This window comes from Curvibacter sp. GW821-FHT01G03 (assembly GCF_059422285.1).
This window is the reverse complement of record NZ_JBWKWP010000002.1, coordinates 1-22,812: the sequence shown is the minus strand read 5'-3', so window position 1 is coordinate 22,812 and position 22,812 is coordinate 1. Positions and strand designations below refer to the sequence as shown.

The 22,812-nt window shown below is 65.5% G+C and carries 20 protein-coding genes; 8 read left to right on the top strand and 12 right to left on the bottom strand.

Going from position 1 to position 22,812, the window contains the following annotated elements; genetic code table 11:
• Positions 1-14: 14 nt before the first annotated feature.
• The 9 genes from AC07VS_RS02235 to AC07VS_RS02195 all read right to left on the bottom strand — a co-directional run bounded on the left by AC07VS_RS02235 (position 15) and on the right by AC07VS_RS02195 (position 10,883).
• Positions 15-1,658, bottom strand: a complete 1,644-nt coding sequence (locus tag AC07VS_RS02235) for an ABC transporter substrate-binding protein (RefSeq protein ID WP_492346693.1) — start codon at positions 1,656-1,658, stop codon at positions 15-17.
• A 238-nt stretch (positions 1,659-1,896) separates the two neighbouring features.
• On the bottom strand, positions 1,897-2,874 hold the full coding sequence (locus AC07VS_RS02230) for a Bug family tripartite tricarboxylate transporter substrate binding protein (protein ID WP_494656296.1): 978 nt from the start codon (positions 2,872-2,874) through the stop codon (positions 1,897-1,899).
• A 46-nt stretch (positions 2,875-2,920) separates the two neighbouring features.
• Complete coding sequence (locus tag AC07VS_RS02225; RefSeq protein WP_492346691.1) at positions 2,921-4,222, bottom strand: DUF3422 family protein; 1,302 nt, start codon at positions 4,220-4,222, stop codon at positions 2,921-2,923.
• Positions 4,223-4,388: 166 nt separating this feature from the next.
• A complete protein-coding gene (locus AC07VS_RS02220) occupies positions 4,389-5,900 on the bottom strand; it encodes a tripartite tricarboxylate transporter permease (RefSeq protein ID WP_494656294.1) in 1,512 nt (503 codons plus the stop codon).
• Between the two features lie 19 nt (positions 5,901-5,919).
• Entirely contained in the window at positions 5,920-6,408 is a 489-nt protein-coding gene (locus tag AC07VS_RS02215; RefSeq protein WP_492346689.1) for a tripartite tricarboxylate transporter TctB family protein, read from the bottom strand.
• A gap of 269 nt (positions 6,409-6,677) precedes the next feature.
• Positions 6,678-8,510 carry a type IV pilus assembly ATPase TfpB gene (gene tfpB / locus AC07VS_RS02210; protein ID WP_494750103.1) on the bottom strand — a complete coding sequence of 611 codons (1,833 nt, stop codon included), beginning with the start codon at positions 8,508-8,510 and terminating at the stop codon, positions 6,678-6,680.
• 172 nt (positions 8,511-8,682) lie between these two features.
• Positions 8,683-9,465: a class I SAM-dependent methyltransferase gene (locus tag AC07VS_RS02205; RefSeq protein WP_492346687.1), complete on the bottom strand. Its 783-nt coding sequence runs from the start codon at positions 9,463-9,465 to the stop codon at positions 8,683-8,685.
• Positions 9,466-9,537: 72 nt separating this feature from the next.
• Entirely contained in the window at positions 9,538-10,035 is a 498-nt protein-coding gene (locus AC07VS_RS02200; RefSeq protein ID WP_494656292.1) for a DNA-deoxyinosine glycosylase, read from the bottom strand.
• Entirely contained in the window at positions 10,032-10,883 is an 852-nt protein-coding gene (locus AC07VS_RS02195; RefSeq protein ID WP_492346685.1) for a TatD family hydrolase, read from the bottom strand. The genes AC07VS_RS02200 and AC07VS_RS02195 overlap by 4 nt, the downstream gene beginning before the upstream one ends.
• Positions 10,884-11,010: 127 nt before the next feature.
• Here AC07VS_RS02195 and AC07VS_RS02190 point away from each other — a divergent pair, with 127 nt between their 5' ends.
• From AC07VS_RS02190 to AC07VS_RS02165, 6 genes are all read left to right on the top strand, one after another.
• Entirely contained in the window at positions 11,011-12,024 is a 1,014-nt protein-coding gene (locus AC07VS_RS02190) for a S1C family serine protease (protein WP_494750102.1), read from the top strand.
• Between the two features lie 29 nt (positions 12,025-12,053).
• A complete protein-coding gene (locus AC07VS_RS02185) occupies positions 12,054-13,082 on the top strand; it encodes an AAA family ATPase (RefSeq protein ID WP_492346683.1) in 1,029 nt (342 codons plus the stop codon).
• Entirely contained in the window at positions 13,054-14,061 is a 1,008-nt protein-coding gene (locus tag AC07VS_RS02180; protein ID WP_494750101.1) for a DUF58 domain-containing protein, read from the top strand. The genes AC07VS_RS02185 and AC07VS_RS02180 overlap by 29 nt, the downstream gene beginning before the upstream one ends.
• Positions 14,058-15,092 (top strand): VWA domain-containing protein, encoded by a 1,035-nt coding sequence (locus AC07VS_RS02175; protein WP_492346681.1) that lies wholly within the window; start codon positions 14,058-14,060, stop codon positions 15,090-15,092. The genes AC07VS_RS02180 and AC07VS_RS02175 overlap by 4 nt, the downstream gene beginning before the upstream one ends.
• Before the next feature lie 127 nt (positions 15,093-15,219).
• Positions 15,220-16,179: a chemotaxis protein gene (locus AC07VS_RS02170; protein ID WP_492346680.1), complete on the top strand. Its 960-nt coding sequence runs from the start codon at positions 15,220-15,222 to the stop codon at positions 16,177-16,179.
• Between the two features lie 239 nt (positions 16,180-16,418).
• Positions 16,419-16,946 (top strand): hypothetical protein, encoded by a 528-nt coding sequence (locus tag AC07VS_RS02165; protein ID WP_494656289.1) that lies wholly within the window; start codon positions 16,419-16,421, stop codon positions 16,944-16,946.
• A 514-nt stretch (positions 16,947-17,460) separates the two neighbouring features.
• On the opposite strand, the gene AC07VS_RS02160 is transcribed toward AC07VS_RS02165, so the two are convergent.
• Genes AC07VS_RS02160 through AC07VS_RS02150 form a run of 3 tightly spaced genes read right to left on the bottom strand, consistent with a single transcriptional unit; the run spans position 17,461 to position 19,800 of the window.
• A complete protein-coding gene (locus AC07VS_RS02160; RefSeq protein WP_494656288.1) occupies positions 17,461-17,829 on the bottom strand; it encodes a hypothetical protein in 369 nt (122 codons plus the stop codon).
• On the bottom strand, positions 17,826-18,551 hold the full coding sequence (gene lolD / locus AC07VS_RS02155; protein ID WP_494750100.1) for a lipoprotein-releasing ABC transporter ATP-binding protein LolD: 726 nt from the start codon (positions 18,549-18,551) through the stop codon (positions 17,826-17,828). Before lolD ends, AC07VS_RS02160 begins: the two co-directional genes overlap by 4 nt.
• Positions 18,544-19,800 carry a lipoprotein-releasing ABC transporter permease subunit gene (locus AC07VS_RS02150; RefSeq protein WP_494750099.1) on the bottom strand — a complete coding sequence of 419 codons (1,257 nt, stop codon included), beginning with the start codon at positions 19,798-19,800 and terminating at the stop codon, positions 18,544-18,546. Before AC07VS_RS02150 ends, lolD begins: the two co-directional genes overlap by 8 nt.
• Positions 19,801-19,836: 36 nt before the next feature.
• On the opposite strand from AC07VS_RS02150, the gene AC07VS_RS02145 reads away from it, so the two are divergent.
• Positions 19,837-20,823: a phosphoglycerate mutase gene (locus AC07VS_RS02145; RefSeq protein ID WP_494750098.1), complete on the top strand. Its 987-nt coding sequence runs from the start codon at positions 19,837-19,839 to the stop codon at positions 20,821-20,823.
• On the top strand, positions 20,820-22,529 hold the full coding sequence (gene recJ, locus AC07VS_RS02140; RefSeq protein ID WP_494750097.1) for a single-stranded-DNA-specific exonuclease RecJ: 1,710 nt from the start codon (positions 20,820-20,822) through the stop codon (positions 22,527-22,529). The genes AC07VS_RS02145 and recJ overlap by 4 nt, the downstream gene beginning before the upstream one ends.
• The last annotated feature ends 283 nt before the right edge of the window (positions 22,530-22,812 follow it).

Genomic DNA, 22,812 nt, shown 5'->3' with positions numbered 1-22,812 from the left:
GCGTGAAGCCCGGCTCAGTAGCCGATGGTGGTGAGGTCCTGGAACCAGTGCTGGGCCTGCACAAAGTGCTTGATCCTGGGCGAGTGGGCATGCGGATTGGTGTCGTGTACCACCCACAGCATCAGGGCCTGGTCGACCAGGGTCTCATGCAGGGAGGCCAATAGCTTGTCCTGCGTCTTGGTGTCAAACGTGGTACGGATCTTGTCGATCGTGGCGTCCACCTGCGGATCATTCAGGCCGCCCCAGTTGACGCCGTTGGGCGCGATGTAACGGCTGTCCATGAAGCGCGTCAGGGCATAGAACGGGTCGGCCGTGACATAACCCAGGTTGATGGCGCTGATGCCCTTGCCGGCGTTCATGTCGGCCTTGGCACCGCTGCGCCAGTGCAGGTAGAGGTTCTCCAGTTCGACCACCTCGAACTCGATCTGTACCCCGATTTCGGCCAGGCTTTGCTGGATGAACTCGTTCATGGGCAGCGACAGCATCTGCCCGCTGCCCCCCTGCGCAATGATGACCTTGGCCTTGAGCGGCCGGTTCTTGCCATAGCCGGCCTGAGCCATGAGAGCACGGGCCTGCGGCAGGTCGTACTTGATGTCGAAGTGAGGTTTGCCGAACCAGGGGCTGCTGGGGTCGAGTTGCCCCCGGGCCACCGAAGCCTGGCCGTTGAGCAGTTGCACGATGGCCTCGCGGTCGATCGCCAGGTTGACGGCCTTGCGCACACGCACATCGCCCCAGGGCGAGCCGGGGTAGGTGCTGAAGTGGTAGGGCCAGACGTGGGGGGTGACATTGCTCACCACCTTGAAGCCCCCCTTCCGGAGCTGGTCCAGCGCATCGGGCGGCGGCGTTTCGATGACGTCGACCTGGCCGTTGATGAGGGCGTTGGCGCGGGTCAGTGCGTCGGGGATGGGCATCAGCACGATGCGGTCGGCATGGGCCAAGCGGGTCTTGTCCCAGTAGCCCGGGTTGCGCACCAGCTCGGCGCGTTCACGCGGCACCAGTTTGTCGAGACGGAACGGACCGGTGCCCGAGGGCTGACTGGCCACCTTGTTCCAGTCGCGGCCCAGTTTGTCCCATTGCGTGGGGCTGCCAATCAGGAACCAGGGCAACTGGTAGGGGAACAGGGCATCCACGTCCTTGGTGGTGATTTCGACCGCGTAGTCACCCACCTTGCGCCAACTGGCCACCGAGGGGATGCGCGGGCGCACCTGCGCGGCCTGCTTGGCATCGTATTGAGGCGATTTGTCGCTGAGCACCTTGTCGAGGTTCCAGACCACCGCGTCGGCGTTGAACTCGGAGCCATCGTGAAACTTGACACCCCGGCGCAAGGTGAAAACCCATTTGCGAGAGTCCTTGGCATCGACCTTCCATTCGGTGGCCAGGCCAGGGATCAGCTTGCCTGGTCGGCTGCCGATGTTGGCCTCCCAGGCAATCAGCGGGTCATACAGGGTGTGCCCGGTGAACTGATAGGCCCCGGCCCCACGGTCAGGCTGGCCGGTGGTGAGCGGAATGTCGGCCATCGACATGCCGTAACGGACCACGGTTTCAGCCCATGACCCGAAACACGCGCTGCCTGCGCTCAAGGCCACGGCGGTGTTCACGGCCAGACGGCGCCAGCGCGCCCAGACATGGGGACGGCCGGCAGGGGATGCGGATGGCATGGAAGGCACTCCTCAAGTGTTGGGAATGCAGAGGTTCAGCATGCACCGTGCCAGGCCGGCCCAGCCCGCCCATGTATTTGAAACAAGCCGGCGGCAAGCGGCTTGCAGGGCATTTGTACGCCGATTGCCAAACCGGCGTCGCTGCACCGGCCGCAGACCGGGTCACCCCCGCGGTGCATGCACCGGATTCAGGCGATGCCGGCGGCGGACCCTGCACGGCCCTGGCGCCGGATCGACCTCAATCGGTGCTGATGCGTCGCTCGACGATGATCTTCTTCCACTTGGCGGTGTCAGCCGCCACCATGGTGGCCAACTGTTGCGGTGAACCGGTGACGGCCTCGATGCCCATGCGTTGCAGCTTGTCCTTGACCTCGGGGTCGGCCAGGGTCTGAGCGGCTGCGGCGTTGATCCGTTGCAGCAGGTCGGCCGGCAGGCCCTTGGGGCCGTACAGACCAAACCAGGTCGTGGACTCGTACCCAGGGAGCACGTCGGCAATCGGCGGCAGCTCGGGCGCCAATGGGCTGCGTTTGAGCGTGGTGATGCCCAGCGCACGCAGGCGCCCGTCACGCACATGGGGCATGCCGGTGGGCAAGGAATCAAACAACACGTCGAGCTTGCCGCTGACCAGGTCAGGGATCGCCAGGGCAGTGCCTTTGTAGGGAATGTGCACGATGAACAGCCCGGCCTGCGCCTTGAACAACTCGGTGGTGAGCTGCACGATGGTGCCGTTGCCGCTGGAGGCGTAGTTGAGCTTGCCCGGGTTCTTGCGCGCCAGCTCGATCCACTCTTTGATGTTGCGGGCGGGAGAGCTGTTGGGCACCAGCATCACGCTGGGCGCGTTGCCGACCTGCGCGATGGGCGTGAAATCACGCACCGTGTCATAAGGCAGGCGGGCCCCCAGGGCAGGGCCGATCGAGTGCGTGCTGGAGGTGGCCAGCAACAGGGTGTAGCCGTCGGGGGCCGCCTTGGCGACCAGATCTGAGCCGATCGCACCGCCTGCGCCGGGGCGGTTCTCGATCACCAGCGAGCCGCCCAGGCGCTCACCGAGTTTCTGCGACAGGGCCCGGGCAAAAAGATCGGTGGCACCGCCGGCCGGAAAAGGCACCACCAGGCGCACCGGCTTGTGGGGATAGCCCGTCTGAGCCCAGGCGCCCGAAGCGCCCAAACCAGTGGTGGCCAGGGCTGCCGCCTGGCCGATCAGGTGTCGTCGTTGCAAGAAAAGCTCCCGATGGAATGATGAACCCGGCCCGAGGCGGTCCGACTCAATGGCCGTCGCTGCCCACGATGCGGTGGTGCAGCCGCCGCAGCGACCACCATACTGCCAGCAACACCACGGGAATGGCCAGCGCGGTGGTGGACTCCACGCTCCAGGGCCAGCCCACCTTGGTGGCGCCCTTGGCCACGTAGCCCAGCAGACCAACGATGTAGTAGCTGATGGCGGCCACCGACAAGCCCTCCACCGTGGACTGCAGCTTGAGCTGCAGGCCCTGCCGCTGATTCATGGTGGTGAGCAGGTCCTGGCTGCTTTGTTGCTGCTCGATCTCGACCCGGGTGCGCAACAGGTTGCTGATGCGCGAAACCCGCTGTGACAGCGCATCCTGACGGCGTGCGGCCCATTCGCAGGTGCTGCGGGCCGGGGTCAGGCGGCGCTCCATGAATTCGCCAATGGTCTGCATGCCCGCCAGCCGTGATTCGGCGATGTCCTGGATGCGCTTGTCGACCAGCTCGAAATACGCGGCACTGGCCGAAAAGCGGCTGTGGGTGAGCGCGTACTGGCTCTCCACCTGGCCGGCCAGGCGGGTCAGGCGGTCCAGCAGTTCAGGCTCGTCCTGGCGGGCTGCCACCCGGATCGATTCGGCCAGGGCGGCCAGTTCGCGGTCGACCACCGACAAGGCAGCCCCTGCCTCACGGGCCACCGGCAGGCCCAGCAGGGCCGCCATGCGGTAGGTCTCGATCTCCAACAAGCGCTGCACCAGGCGACCCAAGCGGCGCGGCGACAGACTGCCGGCCAGCAGCAGCATGCGCGAAAAGCCGTCAGGGTGGATCGCAAAGTCGGTATAGACCTCGCCATGCCCATCGGCCACCTGAGAGGCCACCAGCGAATCCTCATGGAACAAGCGGCGCACCCGCTCCTCGGGGTCGCCCGCCGAGGCGGGTTGCACGATCAGGTGCACGGCACAGAAAGAACGCCCAGGCAAGCCAGCCAGCCACTCCTGCGGCGCCAGCCCGACCGCCGTGGGAGGCTCGGTGCGGTCCAGATCGGCCAACTCCAGGCTGCGGCTGAAGCTCCAGCTGACAAATTCGGTGTGCAGCTCCCAGCGCAACCGCCAGGGGCCCAGATCGGTGCGCAAGTGGGTGGTACTGGCGTCGGGCAAGGCCTGGTGGTGGTTGCGCAGCAGGGCCGCCAGGTGCTCACGGCTGGCCTCGCGTTCGCGGGCATCACAGGCCATGACCAGGTGCGAGATTACCAGCGGCGCCTGCAAAGCCTCCGGCGGGCGAGCGTGGATCTCGTTGTGCAGCGCCACGCGCTGGGGATGTTGCGAAATGGGAAAGGGCAGCTTCATGCGTCTCTCAGGGTTGGCCGGCCCGGCCGGGACAGCCGGCATTGTGACGCATGCCAAAGGCTGGCCTTCCACGATCCGCCCCGCCCAGAAAAAACGGCACCCGAAGGTGCCGTTTGAACTTGAGGCCCGGAAGCCGCCAAAGGCGGGCTCGCCGAAGCAGCCGGGGTCAGTCTTCGACGAAGGCTTCCTCGCGCTTGTTCTTGACCGCAGGCAGCAGCACGATGATCAGCAGCAGCAGGGCAGCGGCCAGCAGACCAGCCGACAACGGACGGGTCACGAACACGCTCCAGTCGCCACGCGACAGCAGCAGCGCACGGCGCAGGTTTTCTTCCATCATCGGGCCCAGGATGAAGCCCAGCAGCAAGGGGGCAGGCTCCACACCCAGCTTGTTGAACAGGTAGCCGATGAAGCCGAAGCCGCCCACCATCCAGATGTCGAAAGTGTTGTTGTTGGTGGAGTACACGCCGATCGCGCAGAACAGCACGATGGAGGGGAACAACCAACGGTAAGGCACGGTCAACAGCTTGATCCAGATGCCGATCAGCGGCAGGTTCAAGATGATCAGCATGGCGTTGCCGATCCACATCGAGGCAATCAGGCCCCAGAACAGTTCGGGGTTGCTGGTCATCACCTGCGGGCCCGGCTGGATGTTGTGGATGGTCATGGCACCCACCATCAGCGCCATCACGGCGTTGGGCGGGATGCCCAGCGTCAGCAGCGGGATGAAGGAGGTTTGTGCACCGGCATTGTTGGCGGCCTCAGGGGCTGCCACACCGCGGATGTTGCCTTGGCCGAAGGGCACTTCACCCGGGCGCAGCTTGGTCTTCTTCTCGATGGTGTAGGCGGCAAAAGCAGCCAGCAGCGCACCGCCGCCGGGCAGGATGCCCAGGGCAGAACCCAGCGCCGTGCCACGCAGCACAGCCGGGATCATGTTCTTGAAGTCTTCCTTGTTCGGGAACAGGCCTTCGACCTTGGCGGTGAACACTTCACGGTCTTCGTCCGACTGGGCGAGGTTGGTGATGATTTCGCCGTAGCCGAACACACCCATGGCGATGGCCACGAAGCCGATGCCGTCGGTCAATTCAGGGATGTCGAAGCTGAAGCGGGCCACGCCCGAGTTCACGTCGGTACCGACCAGACCCATCAACAGGCCCAGCACGATCATGGCCACCGCCTTGAGCAAAGAGCCCGAGGCCAGCACCACGGCGCCGATCAGGCCCAGGATCATCAGCGAGAAGTATTCGGCCGGGCCGAACTTGAAGGCAACTTCGGTCAGCGGCGGCGCGAAGGCGGCCAGGATCAAGGTGCCCACGCAACCGGCAAAGAACGAGCCCAGGCCCGCCGCAGCCAGCGCCGGCCCCGCACGGCCCTTGCGAGCCATCTGGTAGCCGTCGATCACGGTCACCACCGACGAGGATTCGCCCGGCAGGTTGACCAGAATCGCGGTGGTGGAGCCACCGTATTGAGCACCGTAGTAAATGCCGGCCAGCATGATCAGCGCAGCCACCGGGGGCAGCGCGTAGGTGGCGGGCAGCAGCATGGCGATGGTCGCCACGGGGCCGATGCCAGGCAGCACACCGATCAGGGTGCCCAGCAGACAGCCGACGAAAGCGTAGATCAGGTTTTGGCCCGTGAAGGCAACGCCAAAACCGAGCGCCAGGTTATTCATCAAATCCATTTTTTGTACTCCTCAATGCTCAGCCGGTGATGAAGCTGGGCCACACCGGGAACTGCAGCTTGAGCAGGACCACGAAAGCCAGGTAGCTGCCAATCGCCAGGATGGTGGACAGACCGAGCACACCCTTGAGGCTGAACTCATTGCCCGCCAGGCTGGAGATGATGACCAGGGCGTAGATGCCGAGGATCATGCCCATGGCCGGCAAACCAATGCTGGGCAGACCGCCGAGCAGGATGCCGAACACGAAGTTGGCGGCCAGGATGAAGAACAGGGGCTTCCAGGCCCAGGCACCGATCTTGTCGCCACCTTCGGTCTCGACCACCATCGCCTTGAAGGTGATGACAGATCCGATCAAAGCCAGCAGGATGCCCAGCATGAGGGGAAAGTACCCAGGACCCATGCGCGCACCAGACCCCACGCTGTAAGTCGTGGCACCCCATGCGAACGCGACACCGACCCCCATGAACATGAGGCCGGAAAAAAAGTCTTTTTGACTTTTGATTTTCACGAAGTATCTCCTCGAAAGAATTTTTCGACTGGGCGATTGTGGTGGCTTTCACGAAGCTGTCAGATGTGGATATCACCTACCAAGTCACTGACGCAGCGCAAATCTGGAGCAGCGGCAGCCCAGAAAAGCACAAATCCAAGGGAAAACCCAAATTGACTAAACAAGCGTCACCACAACGCTCCATCCAAACAAAGGAAAACCCTGCTACCAGGGAGTAGCAGAGCACGATGCGCAGGCTTGTGGGGGCGGTCATGGCCCCGACCGGCCCCTCAATCCAGAGGGGGGGTGGTGCTGAGCACTTCTTCGAGCGTGGTCAGGCCTTCGGCCACGCGCAGCGCTCCGGCCAGGCGCAGCGGCCGCATGCCATCGCTGACGCCCTGGCGGCGCAGCGCATCCAGGCTGGGCTCACGGTTGACGCGATCCTTGAAGGCTTCGCTGATGGAGAGCAGTTCGTACAGGCCCATGCGCCCCATGAATCCCGTCATGCGGCAGTCCACGCAGCCCACGGGCTTGTAGGGGCGGTAGCCACCGCTGGCATTGATCTTCCAGGGCTTGACGAAGTCGGCCAGGGTCTCGGCGCTGAAGGCCTCGTCGGGCACCTTGCACTGGCGGCACAAGGTGCGCACCAGGCGCTGGGCCAGCACCCCCAGCACCGTGGCGTTGAGCAGGTAGGGCGGCACGCCCAACTCCATGAGCCGGGTGATGGCCGAGGGCGCGTCATTGGTGTGCAGGGTGGAAAACACCAGGTGGCCGGTGAGGGCCGCCTGGACCGCCATGTCGGCGGTCTCCAGGTCACGGATTTCGCCCACCATGATGATGTCCGGGTCTTGCCGCATGAGCGAGCGCAGGCCCTCGGCAAAGCTGAAGTCGAGCTGGGGCTGCACCTGGGTCTGGTTGAAGGCAGGCTCGATCATTTCGATCGGGTCTTCAACGGTGCAGACGTTGACCTCGTCGGTGGCCATCCGCTTGAGCGTGGAATACAGCGTGGTGGTCTTGCCCGAACCCGTGGGCCCGGTCACCAAGATGATGCCGTAAGGCCGGCGCGTGAGCTGCTCCCAGCGTTGGGCGTCGTGGGCCGAAAAGCCCAGGGCGTCCAGGTCTTTGACCGCCGTGTCAGGGTCGAAGATGCGCATCACCATCTTCTCGCCGAAGGCGGTGGGCAGGGTGGACAGGCGCATTTCCACCTCATCACCCCGCGGGTTGCGGGTCTTGATGCGACCGTCCTGCGGGCGTCGGCGCTCGACCACGTCCATGCGACCCAGCAGCTTGACGCGAGCCACCATGGCGTTGAGAACGCCCATGGGCATCTGGTAGACGGAGTGCAGCACGCCATCGATGCGAAAGCGGATCACGCCCTGCTCGCGCCGGGGTTCCAGGTGGATGTCGCTGGCACGCTGGTCGAAGGCGTATTGCCACAGCCAGTCGACCACCCGCACCACGCCCTGATCGTTGGCATCAAGCTGCTTGTTGCTGCGGCCAAGTTCGACCAGTTGCTCGAAGCTCGCCGCGTTGTTGCTGGCCCCCGCCTTCTGCGCGGCACGCACCGATTTGGCCAAGGCGAAAAACTCGGCGGTGTAGCGGTGAATCTCCAGCGGGTTGGCCACCACACGCCGAACCCGGCGCCGGGACTGGCGTTCGACTTCGCTGATCCAATCGGTCACAAAGGGCTCGGCCGTGGCCACGACCACCTCGCTGGCAGTGATCTGCACCGGCAGCACGCGGTGGCGCTCGGCGTAGGCGGCGCTCATGGTCTCGGCCACCTTGCCCACGTCGACGCGCAGGGGATCGATGCGAAGGTACTCAACCCCGGCGCGCCCGGCGATGTACTGGGTGAGCTCCTCCAGGTCCAACGGCCGGCCGTTGGAGGCCCTCAGCATGGCCACGCTGGCCAGACGCACCAGAGGATGCTGTGCGCTTTCAGCCTGCGAACAGCGTGCCACGGTGCGCTCGGCCTGCTCGGCCGAGATCACGCCGTCGGCCCGCAGCCAATCGACCACCCGCCGCCAGTCGAGCAGACCGATGTAGGGAATGGTGAGGCCGGCGGACGGGGGGACGCTGGAAGGTGGGGTGGCGCTGGCGGAAGGGGGCGCGGTGGCACTCATGACGGCTGGGTTCCGGTGATTCCGCCAGGTTTGGCGGCGCAACCGCCAGCATAACGCGCCCGGCGGCCACGCGGGCCCTGGCACGGCACCGGTTCACCAAGCTGATTCGAAGCCTTTGCAAAGGCGTTGTCGCGGGCCTGCACCGGCAGGTGCCAGGCCCAGGCCAAGACGCTCAGGCAGAGCGGCGTGACACCAGCGGCTTGAACACGCGCAGCCACTTGGTGGCCGGCAGGCCCCAGCGGCTCTGGATCAGCTCGGCGCGCTCCAGCAAGACTTCGCGCTTGGGGCGCGACGGCGTGCGCTGGGCCAGCACCACGGTGTTGCCTTCGCGGGTGGGCTTGAAGGCCCAGATGGCGTCAGCCCCAAAGGCCTCGACCATTTTCTCGACGCTGCGCTCGTAGCTGGAGGAGCGACCGAACAGGTTCACGGTCATGCAGGCGTCTTCGCTGAGCAACTGACGGCAATCGGCATAGAACTCGGCGCTGTCAAGGACCGGAGCGGCCGCCTCATGGTCATACAGGTCGACCTGAAGGGCATCGACCACGCCGTGCCACATGGGGTTGCGGATTTCCTCGGCGGCGTCGGCGATCACCACGCGCAGCTTGCTGTCGTCGGGCGGCAGCTTAAACCAGCCGCGGCAGGCATGCAACACCTGAGGGTTGAGTTCGATGGCCGTGGTGGTGACCTTGAGCTTTTTGCGGCAGAACTTGGTCAGCGTGCCGGCGCCCAGGCCCAGTTGCATGGCATGGAAGCGCGTCAAGCGGGCCGGGTCGGTGAACAGCAGCCAGGCCATCATGCGTTGCACGTACTCCAGTTCGATGTCGTACGGGGCGTCCATGAGCATGGTGCCCTGGATCCATTCGGTGCCCAGGTGCAGACTGCGCACACCGTCCCAGTCCGAGAAATTGACTTCAGGCAGTTCGACGGGGGTGGGGGTGGATTTGCTGCGGGCCATGGCTGTGCGGGTGAAAAACGGTGCAGCACTGTAGCAGGCCCGCCCAGCGCATGAAGCGCAGGCAGCCGGCACTCAGAGCAGACCGGCCGACTCGAAGGCCTCGCGCCAGGCGGCCAGCTTGTGCGCCAGGGTCTGGGACGCATTGGCCGGGCTGGTGGACGGCAGGCGCCACACCGGCAGCCCCAGCGCCAGGGTGTGCCGGGCATGGCGGTAGCTTTCGCCGCCGTTGTGGGCGATGGCGCACAGGCAGGGGCAACGCTGACGCAGGCTGGCCAGGTCATTGACCAAGGGCTTGCGGATGGCGCTGTCCAGGCTGCCTTCGCGTTCACACGAGGCATAAACATCCCACAGCCCCAGGCCGCGCCGCTGCAGTTGCTGCAGCCGATCGGGGTAATCCAGTGCGACCAGGTCGCATTGCCACAAAGTGGACAGGATCTTCCAGAACTGGTTTTGCGGGTGCCCGTAATACTGCTGCTGGGCCAGTGAGCGGGCACCCGGAAAACTTCCCAGCACCAGCAGGCGGGTTTCTGGCCCCAGCACCGGGGGCAGGCCTGTGAGGCGCTCGCTCATGGCGCGGCCCCGGCCAGCAGGGCTTCGAGTCGGGGCAAGGCCGAGCAGGCATTGCGCGTGGTGGCCGCGGCCAGTTCGGCCAGGGGCAGGCCCCGCAGGCCGGCCAGCACCTCCGCGATGCGGGGCAGTTCGGCCGGCGTATTGCGGCCCTGCGGCAGGCCGGCCGCACGCTCGGCCGCCGTGCGGTACAGCCAGTGCGGCGGAATGTCGGGCGCGTCAGTCTCCAGCACCAGCGAATCCAGCGGCAGTTCGGTGGCCAGGCGTCTCAGTTGCAACGCCCGGTCGTAGGTGAGCGCCCCGCCGAAGCCCAGCTTGAAGCCCAGGTGAACAAAGGCCTCGGCTTGCTGGAAGCTGCCATTGAAGGCATGGGCAATGCCCCGCCAGGCCCCCGCACCGGGCCCCCCGATCGAGCGCAGGGCGGCCAGCAGTGCGTCTGCCGACCGGCGCACGTGCAGGATCACCGGCAGATCGAACTGCCGCGCCAGGCGCAACTGAGCCCGGTAGAAATGCTGCTGGCGCGCCATGTCCAGGCCCGGCACAAAGCCGTCCAGGCCGATCTCGCCCACGGCCACCAGGCGCGGGTCGGCCTGCGCGACCTGCAGGGCCTGGGCCAGGCGGTCCAGGTCAGAGTCGGCCGCCCGTGGGGTGTAAAGGGGGTGGATGCCCAGGGCATAGCTGTCGCCGTGCCGGTGGGCCAGGCAGCGCACCGCCTCGAAATGGGCCACCTCGACCGCCGGCAGCACGCAGTGCCCGACCCCGGCGGCCCGGGCCTGCTGGCGCACCTGGTCGACATCGGCGGCCAGTTCGGGGGCGTCAAGGTGGCAATGGGTGTCTAGCCAGAACAACATGGACCCGATGATGCCTGAAGCGCCAGGGCTGCACGGCCTCCCCGGGCCGTGCAGCCGACGGCAAACCATGCTAAGGTTTTGCCCAGGCGTCGGCACCGTGCCCATGCCCCAGGACACAGGTGACCCCATGCGCAGGCCCGCCTTGTACATCCCACCCCGCCCTCCCGCCGCCGCCACGGCCCGGGAGCCCGTGCCGGTCGACGCGCCCCCCTCTCCACAAGAGCCTTCGAGCCAGGCCCCCCAGGCCACCGATACGACCGCACAACACCCAGACCCCCCCGCCAACCCAGCCACCCCATCCGCCCCTGCGCGACAAGCCCATTGGCGCACCCGGGCGCCGGCCTGGATCAGCGCCGCCGCCCTGCTGTTTGCCGGCCTGTTGCTGGGCTGGCAACTGGCACCCCGGCCTCGCCCATTGACGCAGCAGGACATCGATGCCGCGGTGCGGCACAGCCTCGAAACCCAGCCGCTGCGTTCAGCCGTGGCACTGGCCGCAGAGCGGGTGGCGCCCTCGGTGGTTCGGGTCGTGGGTTTTGGCCACGAACGGGCCGAACGCCCCGCCCACCAAGGCAATACGCGAGGCCGTGAAGAACGCGAAGGACATGAGACCAGCGTCGGCACCGGCGTGGTGCTGGTGGACAGCGGCCTGATCCTGACCAACCTGCATGTGGTCAAAGGGGCCGAACGCATCGGCCTGGTGTTCAGCGATGGCTTGCGCGCCAGCGCCACCCTGGTGGCCACCCGACCCGCGCAGGATCTGGCGGTGCTGCAGGCCAGCCGCGTGCCCGATGACCTGGTGGCCGCCACCCTGGCCAGCAGCGGCAGCCTGCACCCGGGCGACACCGTGGGGGTGATCGGCTTTCCGTACGGCATCGGGCCATCGGTGTCCGCAGGCGTGGTGTCGGGGCTGGACCGCGAATTTGATTCGCCTCAGGGACGCCAGACACTGAACCACATGATTCAGTTCGATGCGGCAGCCAACCCGGGCAACTCAGGTGGGCCCCTGTTCACGGCCCAAGGTGAGGTGGTGGGCATCGTGACGGCCATCCTCAACCCCGGTGCGGCCAAAACCTTCATCGGCATCGGCTTTGCCGTACCGATCGAGAGCGCCGCCACGGCGGCCGGCATGCCCCCTTTCTGAAGCCCCCTGCCAGAACAAGGAACCCGCCCATGGATGCCCCGCCCCCAACGCAGACCGCGCCCGGCGCCGACACCGCCGCCCTGATGGAGCAGATCCTCTACGAGATCAAGCGCGTGGTGGTCGGGCAGGACCGGTTTCTGGAGCGCGTGATGGTGGCGCTGCTGGCGCAGGGGCACTTGCTGGTGGAGGGCGTGCCCGGGCTGGCCAAGACCCTCACGGTGAAGACACTGGCGCAGACACTGCATGGCCAGTTCAAGCGCATCCAGTTCACGCCTGACCTGATGCCAGCCGACCTGGTGGGCACACGTCTGTTCAACCCGCGCAACGGGGAATTCAGCACCGCCCTGGGCCCCGTGTTCACCCACCTGCTGCTGGCCGATGAGATCAACCGCGCGCCGGCCAAGGTGCAAAGTGCACTGCTGGAGGTGATGCAAGAGCGCCAGGTGACCCTGGCCGGCGAAACCCACCGGGTGCCCAGCCCCTTTCTGGTGATGGCCACCCAGAACCCGATCGAGACCGAGGGCACTTACCCCCTGCCCGAGGCCCAGTTGGACCGGTTCATGATGAAGGTGCACATCGGCTATCCGAGCGACGAGGAGGAGCTGGCGATCGTTCAGCGGGCGATCGCCCCGCCGGTGGCCGTGCGGCCAGTCGCCAGCATGGAGGCCCTGGTCGCGTTGCAAGCCTGCTGCCGGCAGGTGTACCTGGACCCAGCTTTGCTGCAGTACGCCGTGCGACTGGTGTCGGCCACACGGCAGCCGGCCCAACACGGTCTGCCCGAGCTGCAGGGGTGGCTGAACGCCGGGGCCAGCCCCCGGGCCACGATCGCGCTGGCCGAGGGCGCACGGGCACTGGCGCTGATGCGTGGCCGGCGCTACGCACTGCCTGAAGACCTGACGGACCTGGCACCCGAAGTGCTGCGCCACCGGCTGACCTTGTCCTATGAAGCCCTGGCCGAGGGGCACAGCCCCGACAGCCTGATCAACCGGCTGATGGGCCGCATCAGCCCGCCACCCCGAGCCCTGCAGCATGACGACCCACGCCCTGGATCGATCTGACACGGCTGCGCCCTTCGGGCCCCGGCCAGCCCAGATGAAGCTGGACTGGCCTGCGCTCAAGCGGCTGCAGGGCTGGCGGCCCGGGCCGTATCTCAGCCTGCTGCGCGGCAGCGGCCTGGATCTGGCGGACCTGCGCGAATACCAGCCGCACGACGAGGTACGGCACATCGACTGGAACGCCACGGCCCGCCTGCACACCCCCCACGTGCGCCTGTTCCACGAAGAGCGCGACATGAGCGCGTGGTTTGTGCTGGACCAGAGCCGCTCCATGCATTTCGGCTCGGGCCGCCACAGCAAAGCCCGCCTGGCGCAAGAGCTGATCTGGGGTTTGGCCCTGACCTGGCTGGAGCACGGCCACCGGGTGGGCACACTGACTTTCAATGAGTTCGGCCCTCAGGGCCTGCGACAAAGCCCTCGCGCTCTGGGCGGACGCCAGGGGGCCGCGCAGTTGCGCCATGCCTTGGACCAGGGGCCAGACAGCCGCCGCCCTGCAGGCCCACCCGCCAGCGCTGCAACGCGCCCCCAGGCCCTGGCCCGAGCGCTGCACCGGGCCGGCGCCACGCTGCACCGGCGGAGCACGGTGCTGGTGCTGAGCGATTTCCAGGAGCAGATCGACTGGGAGCGCCCTCTGGGACGCCTGGCCCAAAAGCACGATGTGGTGGCCCTGCAGCTGCTGGACCCACTGGAGCAAGCGCTGCCGGATCTGGGCCTGCTGCACCTGCGGGATCCTGAAAGCGGCATGGCCTTGTGGGTGGACAGCCACGACCGTGCCCTGCGCGAGCGCTTTGCCCAGGCCGCGGCAGAACGCGGTGTGCGCCTGCGCGAGGCTTTTGGCCGCGCCGGGGTCGACGCCCTGGCGTTGAGCACGGCCGCTGATTGGGCGGCCGAGTTGCGGCGCTTTGTGCGCTTGCGCAGAGGCCTGACTGCCGAGGCCCCCAGACCTCAGAACCGATGGCCTCAGGCGGAGGCCCCCACATGAGCTTTCTGTGGCCCCAGATGCTGTGGCTGCTGGCCTTGTGCCCGGTGGCCGTGGCGGCTTACGTGTTGCTGCTGCGCCGCCGGCGTGCAGCCACCCTCTACCCGGGGCTGGGCCTGCTGCAACAGGCCATGGGGCCGGGCCGGCGCTGGCGGCGGCACTTGCCACCCGCCCTGCTCTTGCTGGCCTGGGGTTTGTTGCTGCTGGCCGCCGCCCGTCCGGTGGCGCGGATCAGCCTGCCCAGCGAACAACAGACCCTGTTGCTGGTGATGGATGTGTCGGGCAGCATGCGCGCCACCGACGTCAAACCCAACCGGCTGGTGGCGGCCCAGGAGGCGGCCAAGGCCTTCATCCGCAGCCTGCCAAGGCCCGTGCGCGTGGGCATCGTGGCCTTTGCCGGCAGCGCCCAGCTGGCCCAGGCCCCGACCCGCAACCACGAGGACTTGTTTCAGGCGATCGATGGCTTTCAACTGCAACGGGGCACGGCCACCGGCAATGGCTTGGTGGTGGCGCTGGCCACTTTGTTTCCCCAGGCCGGCATCGATTTGGCCCATTGGGGGGCCGGCACCATCACCGCAGCCCCACTGGGCAGCCCGGAGGCCACCAGACCACAGCCCTGGCAGCCTGTACCCGCAGGCTCTTACACCACGGCGGCAATCATCATGTTGACGGACGGCCAGAGGACCACGGGGGTCGATCCCCTGGAGGCCGCCCGCCTGGCCGCAGAGCGCGGGGTGCGCGTATACACCGTGGGGGTGGGGACGGTGGATGGCGATACCGTGGGATTTGAAGGCTGGTCAATGCGGGTGCGACTGGACGAGGAGACGCTGAAGGCGGTGGCAGCGCGCACCCAGGGCGAGTACTTTCATGCGGCTTCGGCCGAGGCCCTGCATCAGGTCTACGAAACCCTGGGCTCACGGCTGGCCCTGGAAACCCACGAGACCGAGATCAGTGCCTTGCTGGCCCTGGCAGCGGCGGCACTGGTCTTGCTGGCCTCGGGTTTGTCCTTAAGCTGGTTCGGCCGCGTGGCTTGAAACCCACTGTTCCTGACTGAGGCAACGCAAGCCGCACTGCGAAACCGGTGCCAGGCCCCACTCTGACGCCCCATAGCGCGAAGTTGGGGCTAGACTGTGTTTTTCTTTGTCACAAGTGGAATCCGCCATGACCTCAGAAGCCCAACGAGAGATCGACGAGCGCACCAACCTGACCAGCACCAACAAATTTGAACTGCTGTTGTTCCGCCTGGGCAAGGATGCTCATGGGGACAGGTCTGAGCTGTTTGGCATCAACGTGTTCAAGGTCAGAGAGATCGTGGAGATGCCCAAGATCACCGCCATCATCGGGGCCGCCAAGGGTGTGCTCGGGGTGGTGAACCTGCGCGGCCAGGTGATCCAGGTGATCGACCTTCCGTTCATCGTGGGATGCCAGCCGGTGACCGGTTTGAACATCATGCTGGTGGCCGAGTTTGCACGCCACACCATCGCGTTTGCGGTGGAAGCGGTGGAAGAGATCGTGCGCCTGGACTGGACGCAGGTGCTGGCGGCCGAGGGCAACGCGGCCTCGGGCATGGTGACCAGCATTGCCCGCCTGGACGGCGATGTGGACAACACCCGCCTGGTGCAGGTGCTGGATGTGGAAGCCATCCAGCGTCGCGTCAGCCCCACCCCCGATCAGGAAGTGAACCCGGGCACCATTGGCCCCTCGCTCAACCTGCGCCCTGGCAGCGTGGTGCTGGCAGCCGACGACTCGCCCATGGCCCGCACGCTGATGGAAAAGAGCCTCGAAGCCATGGGAGCCCCCTTTGTGATGACCCGCAGCGGCAAAGAGGCCTGGGAGACGCTGCAACGCATCGAGGCCGATGCGCGCAAGGAAGGCCTGACGATCCGCGACAAGGTGGCCCTGGTGCTGACTGACCTGGAGATGCCCGAGATGGACGGCTTCACCCTGACGCGAAACATCAAGCAAGACGTGCGTTTCAGCGGGCTGCCGGTGGTGATCCACTCCTCGCTGTCAGGCACGACCAACGAGGATCACGTGAAGAGCGTGGGCGCCGATGCCTATGTGGCCAAGTTTGCCCCGGCCGAACTGGCCCAGGTGTTGCGCTCCGTGATGAGCCGCTGACCCTCACGAAAGGGCCAACGGTCGCACCCTTGCATCAGACTGTTTGAATCTTGCCGATCTGACCCAGGTTACCGGGGGTTGGTATCTACCTTGTCGCGGCTGCCACAACAGCCGCCCCACGCCCATCCTGGCGCGGGCTCTCACCGACACTGAGGACTTGGCCCATGCCCCCCGCAAAAAAAGCTGCAAAAAAACATGTCTGGCCCTTGTGGGGCCTTTGCCTTTTGAGCAGCGCTCTCTTGAGCGCCTGCAATGACCAGGGCTCCGACGCCCCGATTGGTGGCACGCTGAGCGGGCTGCCCAGTGGCCAGCAACTTGTGCTGCAAAACAATGCCGACGACGATCTGACGCTGACGCGCAACGGTGAATTCCGCTTTGACACGCGACTGAAGGCTGACGAACGCTACAACGTCAGCGTTCTCACCCAGCCTGCCGGCGTGAACTGCAGTGTGAGCAGTGGCAGTGGCAAGGTGAACAGCCGAGGCGATGGGGTATTTGCCGTGAAAGTGGCCTGCGATACCGGCCTTTCGCTGGGCGGCACCCTGGCCGGGCTGCAAGCGGGCACCAGCGTGACGCTGAGCACCAACGGTCTGTCGCTGTTGCTGGCGCAGAACGGCTTCTTCCAATTCAAGAACTCACTGCCCGCGGGGACACCTTATCAGGTGGTGGTGGCTCAGCAACCGCTGCAAGGCAAGTGCAGCGTGAGCAATGGCAGCGGCAACATTGTCGCGGGCAAGCTGTCGCTGGTGAATGTGGATTGCCAGTGACGGTCTGAGAAAAAGAGGTCAAGCCCCACGTTCAACGGTCGATAACCGTGACAGGCGCCAAGCCGGTCGGCAGCTTTGATGCCCCGAAATGCGGGGTGATTGCCCCTCTTTTCAGAAGATCCCGCGGAGGCGAAGAGCAGACCATGGAGGCACGTGTTCCTGCGTCATGACCGCGCTCACCCGGGGGTGACGGGTGAAGCAGACCCCACGGTCAATGCCATGAATATTCTGAGACTTCGTATCCGGCCTGATGCTCCTATCAACCTACATGCCCCACTGATCCGACAGGCACCCTCCGTGGTCACGGTCAGCCACCGCGTTCAAGCCTCAGCCAACCAGGTTCAAGGCCAAGAGGTGAGCGAACCGTCGCCAGCAGCGCCGTCTGTGAGCGCCCATGGCGGGCCCGACGCCCTGTCCGCAGCCGCCTGAGGCCCCGTACCGGACCGGGTCAAACTCACCCTGGCCCACGGCGCTCGCACCCATGACCCGTGACCAGCGGCAGTTGCGATGCGACTTAAAGTGCGAATCGCTCGCGCATGGCCTCAGCGAAGGTGACGCTGCCACAGAGTGAAAGGGTGACGGTGCGACGCACCCGCTCTTCGCCGGGGGCCTCTTCTGAAACCACCAGTCCTGGGGTGTGAAGGTTCACGGTCAGGCTGTGCACGGGCTGGGTCTCGCACCAGGCCTGCAGATCCACGTCCCAGTCACCGCCATGGTCCAGAGGCCTTTCAGGGCCAAAGTGGTCTCGCGCCCATTTCAGCACCGCGGCGATCTCGGCCAGTACCAGGGGCAGTTGCTCGGGCCAGACCGATGCCATGGCGTCGAAGGTGCCCCCTTCATCGGTGTCTTCGCTGCAATCGAAATCCAACCAGTCCAGCGTCATGCGGGCACCTTGGTGGCCTGGCCCGTGCGCTCCTCGGCCAGGCAACCCCGAACCAGGCGCATTTGGCGGGCACAGCGTGCCGCCAGGGTTTCGTCGTGGGTGACCATGACAAAGGCGGTGCCCTGATCGCGGGCCAATTGCAGCATCAGCTGGAACACCTGCTCGGCCGTACCCCGGTCAAGGTTGCCTGTGGGTTCGTCCGCCAGCACACAGGCGGGTTGGGCTACGAGGGCGCGGGCGATGGCCACGCGCTGTCTCTCGCCGCCAGAAAGCTCCGCCGGTCGGTGGTGCAAGCGATCGGCCAAGCCCACCGCCTCAAGCATGCGGCGCGCCGCCTCGGAGGAGACGGCTGCGGCTTCACGGCGGATGCGCAGGGGCATGGCCACGTTGTCCAGCGCGCTGAACTCAGGCAGCAAGTGGTGGAACTGGTAAACAAAGCCCAGGTGCCGGTTACGCAATCGCCCCTGGGTGGCAGGGTCGAGTTGCGACAGGGGTTGGCCCATGAGGCTGACCTCACCGGCGCTGGGCGCATCGAGCCCGCCCAGCAAGTGCAACAGCGTGCTTTTGCCCGAACCGGACGCGCCGACGATGGCCACGGTGTCGCCAGCGCGGATGCTGAGGTCCACGCCCTGCAGCACCGACACATCCAGCCGGCCTTCGGTGAAACGCTTGCTCAGGCCCCGGGCTTGCAGCACGGTGTTGGAGAGGGTTGGATCACTCATAGCGCAGGGCCTCGGCAGGGTTGACCCGGCTGGCACGCCAACTGGGATAGAGGGTGGCCACAAATGCCAGCATCAGCGAGATCAGGGTAATGGGCAGGATGTCGCCCTGCTGCGGGTCACTGGGCATGCGGCTGATGAGATAGATGTCCTTGGGCAAAAAGCTGGCGTGGAAGGCTTGCTCGATGGCAGGTACGATCACATCAATGTTGCAGGCAATGGCCAGGCCCAGCACCAGCCCCGCCAAGGTGCCGATCACACCCACCATCGCGCCCTGCACGACAAAGATGCCCATGATGCTGGCCGGACTGGCGCCCAGCGTGCGCAAGATGGCGATGTCGGCGCGCTTGTCGGTGACGGTCATGACCAGGGTGCTGACCAGGTTGAAGGCGGCCACGGCCACGATCAGGGTCAGGATGATGAACATCATGCGTTTTTCAAGCTGAACGGCCGCGAACCAGCTCTTGTTCTGGCGCGTCCAATCGCTGATCAGCAGATCCCCACTCAGGCTGCCGGCCAGTTGCTGGGCCACCTCGCGGGCCTGGTGAAGATCGCGAATGCGAAGGCGAATGCCGGTGGGCCCCTCCAGGCGAAAGATGCGCTGGGCATCTTCCATGTGCAACATGGCCAGGGTGGAGTCGTACTCATAGTGACCGGAGTCGAAGGTGCCGACCACGGTCATCTGTTTGAGGCGGGGCACCACACCCGCGGGCGTGACCTGGCCTGAGGGGGCGATCAAGGTCACCGGATCGCCTGTACGCACGCCCAGGCTGCGGGCCAGGTCGGCGCCAAGCACGATGCCGAATTGCCCAGGCACCAGGCGTTGCAGCACGTCTTGCTTGAGGGCGGAGTCCATGTCCGCGACTTCCGGTTCACGCGCGGGGTCGATGCCGCGCACGATGGCCCCTTTCATGGTGTCGCCCCGGGCGAGCAAGGCCTGCACAGCGATGAAGGGTGCTGCGCCCAGCACCTCAGGATGGCGTCTCGCCTCCTGGAGCGTCAGCGACGGATCGGGCAGCGCGTCACCCTGGGGGGTGAAGATCTCGATGTGTGCCACCACGCTGAGCATGCGGTCACGGACTTCCTTCTGGAAACCGTTCATGACCGACAGGACAATGATCAGGGCCGCCACGCCCAGCGCAATGCCCAGCATGGAGACCCCGGAGATGAATGAGATGAAGCCGTTGCGCCGTGTGGCACGGCCGGCGCGGGTGTATCGCCAGCCCAAGGCCAATTCGTAAGGGATTTGCATGGAGCCGAGATTGTGGCATCCCGGACAATACACCCCATGTCAGAACAGAATATCGCTAGCCGTATGGTGCGGCTCATCGTGCCCTATGCGCATTGCTCCGCCGAAGGCGCCCAACAGGCGCTTGGCCCCAGGGAGTTACCCAACCTCTATCAGTTGAGCCGACTGCTGAGCCCAGGCACCCGCCACGCTCCAAGTGAAGACAGCCCCACACTGCCTCATGAATGGGCCTTGGCCCAGGCGATGGGCTTGCCCGAAGGCACCTCGCTGGATGCAGCGCCCACACCGTGGGCCGCCTGGGACGCCCTGCAGTGGCTGGGGCCAGCCACCATGGAACATGCCTGGAGCTGGATCACCCCTTGTCATTGGCAGGTTGGGAGCAGCCACATCGCCATGAGCGACCCGCAGGCCTTGGGGCTGGGCGAGGCCGAGTCGCGTGCCCTGCTTGACATCTTGGCGCCGTTTTTCAAAGACGACGGCATCGAACTGCACTACAAGAGCCCAGAGCGGTGGTTGGCCTGTGGTGAAGTTTTTCGAAAGTTGCATGCGCCCAGCCTGGATCGGGTGATCGGACGCTCGATTGACGCATGGATGCCTCAGGGCCCCTCTGCAAACCTGCTAAGGCGCTTGCAAACAGAAACCCAGATGCTGCTGTACACGCACGCGTTCAGCGAGGCACGCCAGGCGCAAGGTGCGCCAAGCATCAACTCCTTCTGGATCAGTGGCTGTGGCGCCCTGCCCCAGGGATGGCAGGCGCCGCAGGCTGCGCCACAGGTATTGGATGACTTGCGCAGGCCCGCGCTGGCAGGGGACTGGAACGCCTGGACAGACGCCTGGAGGCAATTGGACGCCGGACCGATGGCCCAATGCCTCCGCATCGCAAGCCAGGGTATACCGATAGAACTGACGCTGTGCGGCGAGCTGGCTCTGCAAAGCTGGCATGGCCCGCGCAATGGTCTGCTGTCCAGGTTGGCAGCTCGCTGGCAAGGCACAACTGCATTCAGGCAGGCGCTGGAGTCACTATGAAAATACTCGAACGAGATATCCCTCCTCGCGCCTGCTGGGCCCTGGAGCAAGCCGGCATCCACCCACTTTTGGCACGCCTTTATGCGGCCCGGGGTGTGCAGAACAAGGAAGAACTGGACGATGGGCTGGCCCATCTGCTGCCGCCGCATACCCTCAAAGGGGCTCAAGAGGCCGCACAACTTCTGGCTGACGCCATCGCAGCGAACATGAGCCTGTGCATCGTGGCCGATTACGATTGTGACGGCGCCACGGCTTGTGCGGTAGCCCTGCGTGGCTTGCGTGCTTTGGGGGCGCAACGCGTGGATTACCTGGTGCCCGACCGGGTCATTGATGGTTATGGCCTGACCGCGCCGATTGCGGAGCGGGTGAAGGCCATGGGCGCCGATGTGCTGATCACGGTCGACAACGGGATTGCCAGCATGGAAGGGGTCGCCCGCGCCCGAGAACTAGGGCTTCAGGTCTTGATCACCGACCATCACCTGCCGGCCGCCGAAACGCCGGATGCCCATGTCATCGTCAATCCAAACCAGCCCGGATGCGACTTCGGCAGCAAATCCATGGCGGGTGTTGGCGTCATGTTTTATGTGCTGTTGGCCTTGCGAGCTGAACTCCGCCGCCGTGGCGCGTATGTGGAGCGTCCTCAACCCAAACTGGATGACCTGCTCCCCCTTGTGGCGCTCGGCACCGTGGCCGATGTGGTCAAGTTGGACGAAAACAACCGGCGATTGGTCGCCCAAGGTCTCAAGCGGATTCGTGCAGGGGTCATGCCAGCGGGCGTCGAGGCCTTGTTTCGCGCCGCAGTGCGTGATGCGCGCAAAGCAACAACCTTTGATTTCGGATTTGCACTGGGCCCCCGCATCAATGCGGCGGGCAGGCTGTCCGACATGACGGTTGGCATCGAATGCCTGGTGACAGACAACGCCGGTCGAGCCGACGAACTGGCAAAATTGCTCGATAGCATCAACCGCGAGAGGCGTGACATCGAGGGTGGCATGCGTGAACAGGCCTTCGCAATCGCTGAAACTCTTTTTGAAGAAGGCCAGGCCGCCCCTTCAGCCATCAGCGTGTTCGACCCCGACTTCCACGAAGGCGTGGTGGGCATCGTGGCCTCTCGCATCAAAGACAAACTGCATCGCCCAACGTTCGTGTTTGCGGCGAGCGCGGCGCCAGGCCGGGAGCACGAACTCAAGGGATCAGGGCGGTCGATCCCCGGCTTTCACTTGCGCGATGCACTGGATTTGGTGGCCAAACGCCACCCTGGTGTCTTGTTGAAATTTGGCGGTCATGCAATGGCGGCCGGGTGCTCAATCCCCCGATCCCACTTCGACACCTTTTCACAGGCGCTGGCCCAAGTGGCAGATGAGTGGCTTGACGCAGCCACCTTGACCCGCCGTCTGGATACCGATGGCCCGTTGGCGCCGGAATACCGACGCACCGATGTCGTCGACACCTTGCACCGTGAAGTATGGGGTCAAGGATTTGCACCCCCTACTTTCAGCGAAGAACTGGAGGTGGTGTCACAAAGGCTGGTGGGGGAGAAGCACCTGGCCCTGAAATTGAAGCACCAGGGTGATGCCGTGGATGGCATTTGGTTTGGGCATACCGAGCCATTGCCCAAACGAGTCAAGCTCGCGTTTCGGCTGGACGCCGATGAATGGCAAGGCGTTCGCAGGGTTCGCTTTCTGGTCGAAGGCGCGGAGTTCTGACTGCGCCGCGTCTCGGGCTCATTCAGCCTCAACAGGCCTGCGCCATAGCTGGGTGGCCTGCATGGAGCGAGATCAGCGCTCCACATCACAGGCAGGATAAAGAGGCCACACCAGTTGCATTGGCCATGAATACCTAATGGCACCAGGATCGGCTGCGGGGCGAGCCAATTGATGCACGTTCGCCCCAGAAGGCCGTCTGCTGGGCCGAGGGTACGTGGAGCTGACGGGGTACGCGCAGGCGCTGAGGCTGTGATCGGAGAGGACAGCGGCAAGCGTTGGCCCT

Excerpts from the sequence above, each read along its gene's own strand:
- AC07VS_RS02225 (WP_492346691.1), bottom strand. The coding sequence starts at position 4,222 with ATGAAGCTGCCCTTTCCCATTTCGCAACATCCCCAGCGCGTGGCGCTG.
- tfpB (WP_494750103.1), bottom strand. The coding sequence starts at position 8,510 with ATGAGTGCCACCGCGCCCCCTTCCGCCAGCGCCACCCCACCTTCCAGC.
- AC07VS_RS02160 (WP_494656288.1), bottom strand. The coding sequence starts at position 17,829 with ATGACGCTGGACTGGTTGGATTTCGATTGCAGCGAAGACACCGATGAA.
- AC07VS_RS02145 (WP_494750098.1), top strand. The coding sequence starts at position 19,837 with ATGTCAGAACAGAATATCGCTAGCCGTATGGTGCGGCTCATCGTGCCC.
- AC07VS_RS02185 (WP_492346683.1), top strand. The coding sequence starts at position 12,054 with ATGGATGCCCCGCCCCCAACGCAGACCGCGCCCGGCGCCGACACCGCC.
- AC07VS_RS02170 (WP_492346680.1), top strand. The coding sequence starts at position 15,220 with ATGACCTCAGAAGCCCAACGAGAGATCGACGAGCGCACCAACCTGACC.
- AC07VS_RS02180 (WP_494750101.1), top strand. The coding sequence starts at position 13,054 with ATGACGACCCACGCCCTGGATCGATCTGACACGGCTGCGCCCTTCGGG.
- AC07VS_RS02190 (WP_494750102.1), top strand. The coding sequence starts at position 11,011 with ATGCGCAGGCCCGCCTTGTACATCCCACCCCGCCCTCCCGCCGCCGCC.
- AC07VS_RS02195 (WP_492346685.1), bottom strand. The coding sequence starts at position 10,883 with ATGTTGTTCTGGCTAGACACCCATTGCCACCTTGACGCCCCCGAACTG.
- AC07VS_RS02150 (WP_494750099.1), bottom strand. The coding sequence starts at position 19,800 with ATGCAAATCCCTTACGAATTGGCCTTGGGCTGGCGATACACCCGCGCC.
- AC07VS_RS02235 (WP_492346693.1), bottom strand. The coding sequence starts at position 1,658 with ATGCCATCCGCATCCCCTGCCGGCCGTCCCCATGTCTGGGCGCGCTGG.
- lolD (WP_494750100.1), bottom strand. The coding sequence starts at position 18,551 with ATGAGTGATCCAACCCTCTCCAACACCGTGCTGCAAGCCCGGGGCCTG.
- AC07VS_RS02200 (WP_494656292.1), bottom strand. The coding sequence starts at position 10,035 with ATGAGCGAGCGCCTCACAGGCCTGCCCCCGGTGCTGGGGCCAGAAACC.
- recJ (WP_494750097.1), top strand. The coding sequence starts at position 20,820 with ATGAAAATACTCGAACGAGATATCCCTCCTCGCGCCTGCTGGGCCCTG.
- AC07VS_RS02220 (WP_494656294.1), bottom strand. The coding sequence starts at position 5,900 with ATGGATTTGATGAATAACCTGGCGCTCGGTTTTGGCGTTGCCTTCACG.
- AC07VS_RS02175 (WP_492346681.1), top strand. The coding sequence starts at position 14,058 with ATGAGCTTTCTGTGGCCCCAGATGCTGTGGCTGCTGGCCTTGTGCCCG.
- AC07VS_RS02205 (WP_492346687.1), bottom strand. The coding sequence starts at position 9,465 with ATGGCCCGCAGCAAATCCACCCCCACCCCCGTCGAACTGCCTGAAGTC.